At 67.7% G+C, this 2199-nt stretch carries 1 protein-coding gene; it reads right to left on the bottom strand.

Features of this window, described 5'->3' with window-relative positions; genetic code table 11:
* Nucleotides 1–2043: amino acid adenylation domain-containing protein (locus K8640_RS42290; protein WP_370640456.1), on the bottom strand; the 2043-nt coding region annotated here is incomplete at its 3' end.
* Nucleotides 2044–2199: the final 156 nt, after the last annotated feature.

Raw genomic sequence — 2199 nt, forward strand, 5'->3', positions numbered from 1 at the left:
CACCTGGGCTTTCGTCATCCGCATCAGGTCGCGGAGCATGAAGGCGCCGAGGAAGCCCGTGGCGCCCGTGAGGAAGACGCAGCGCATCTCCTCCAAGGCCTTGTGCTGGATGACAGCTTGGCTTGGGACGATGTCCTCGGGCAGGCGCGCGTCCTCTCGCCAGGTGTCGGGCCCCGCGATGGCGCGGCCTTCGTCCTGGGCACCCGACAGGGCCTGCCGCACCGCCTCGATGAAGTCTCCCAGCGTGTGCGCCGCGTGGAGCGCATGCACGGACAGGCCCACGCCGAACTTCTCGCGCAGCCGCAGCGTCAAGCGCCCCGCCATCAGGGAGTTGCCACCCAGCCGCATGAAGTCATCGCCAGGGGAAGCGGTCTCCACACCGAGCAGCTCGCTCCAGATGTCGCTCACGCCCGCGACGACCGGGTCCTCCGACAGAGGCGTACTCCGTACGAGTGACGGTCGGTTCCTGGGCGGGTCGAGCTGGGGCAGCGCGGCGCGGTCGACCTTGCCATTGGCCGTGACGGGGAGCCGCTCCAGCATGACGAAGCGAGACGGCACCATGGGCTCCGACACCCTGTCGCGCATGAAATCGCGGAGGACGTCCTCGAGGCCCGCGCCGGTGTCCTTGGGTACGACGAAAGCCGCCAGCGACTTCTCGCCATCGGGTCGCTCCTGGAGAGTCACCACGGCGTCCCAGACGAGCCCGCTCTGCAGGAGCGACATGGAGACCTCGTCCAGCTCGATGCGGTGGCCGCGAATCTTCACCTGATGGTCGGCCCGGCCCAGGTACTCCAGCGTCCCGTTCTCGCGCCACCGCGCCAGGTCTCCGGTGCGGTAGATGCGCAGCGCCTGGCCATCCTTCAGCCCGGACACGGTGGGGAAGCGCTCGGCGGTGAGCTCCGGCTGGTGGAGATAGCCGCGCGCGAGGCCCTCTCCCGCGAGGCACAGCTCTCCGGTTTGTCCCAGCGCCACGGGGCGCAGGTCCTCATCGAGCAGGAAGACCTCCGTGCGCGCGATGGGCTTGCCGATGGAGATGGACCCGCTCAGGGTGTCCTGGAGTTGAATCCGATGTGCGGTCGAGTAGATGGACACCTCGGTGGGGCCGTAGCCATTGACGAGGTGCTCTGGTGGATGGCTCTCGAGCACGGCGCGGCAGAGCCGGGCATTGGCTCGCTCTCCGCCCATCACGACGAGGCGCAGTCCGCTGAAGGCATCGGGGCACGCCTGGGCGACCATGTTGAAGAGCGCCGTCGCGATGCTCATGACGTTGACGCGCATGTCGCGCAGGGCCTCACGCAGGGCGTGCGCATCCAGGACGGTCGCCTTGGAAATCACCACGAGTGAGGCGCCGTTGAGCAGCGCCCCCCAGATTTCATACAGCGCCATGTCGAACGCGTGGTTGGACGCCTGGGCAACCCGCTCCCCGGGATGGATGCCGAGGATGGGGTTGTCGATGACCAGTCGGCGGATGCCCTGGGCGAGAATCTCGATGCCCTTGGGCTGCCCGGTGGTTCCGGACGTGTGCATGATGTAGGTCCGTCGCTCCGGAGTGTCGCGGGGGCCGGTGAAGGTCTCGGGCTCGCGCGTCACGGCATCCCTGTCTCGTTCCAGGCAGATGCAGGTGATGGCCCCCGTCGTGCACTGCGCCTCCTCGGTGACTGTCTCGGCGAGGAGGACTCGGGCCCGTGAACTCTCCACGATGGAGGTGATGCGCCCGCGCGGATGCTGCAGGTCCAGGGGGACATGGGTGGCGCCCAGCTTGGCGAGGGCCACATGGACGACGAGTGCATCGATTCCCCTTCGCATGGCCACGGCGACAGGCGTCTCCTCTCCCACGCCTCTCCTGTGCAGGGCATTCGCGAGCTGGTTGGCTCGGCGGTCCAGGGCGCCATAGGTGATGCGCTTGACGCCCCAGTGGATGGCGATGTCCATGGGCCGGAGCGCGACTTGCGCATGCCACAGATCTGCGAGTCCGGCTTGGAGGGGATAGATGGACGCAGGGGTGACCCCCTCGGCCGTGGATGCGAGGTGTGTCGTCATCATGTTTCTTCCAGTCGATGGAGGAGAGGGGACTTCAGTGACCGCGTGCCGTTGTCGATGGGCTGGGGAGCAGGCCCTTCTCGCGCCAGTCCTCGAGGTAGAGGGACATCAGCGGTTGGTCCAGGCGATGGAACCCGAGGCCGAGTCCGGCGAGTGCCT

This window comes from Myxococcus sp. XM-1-1-1, assembly GCF_020037095.1.
GTDB classification, from domain to species: Bacteria; Myxococcota; Myxococcia; order Myxococcales; family Myxococcaceae; genus Myxococcus; species Myxococcus fulvus.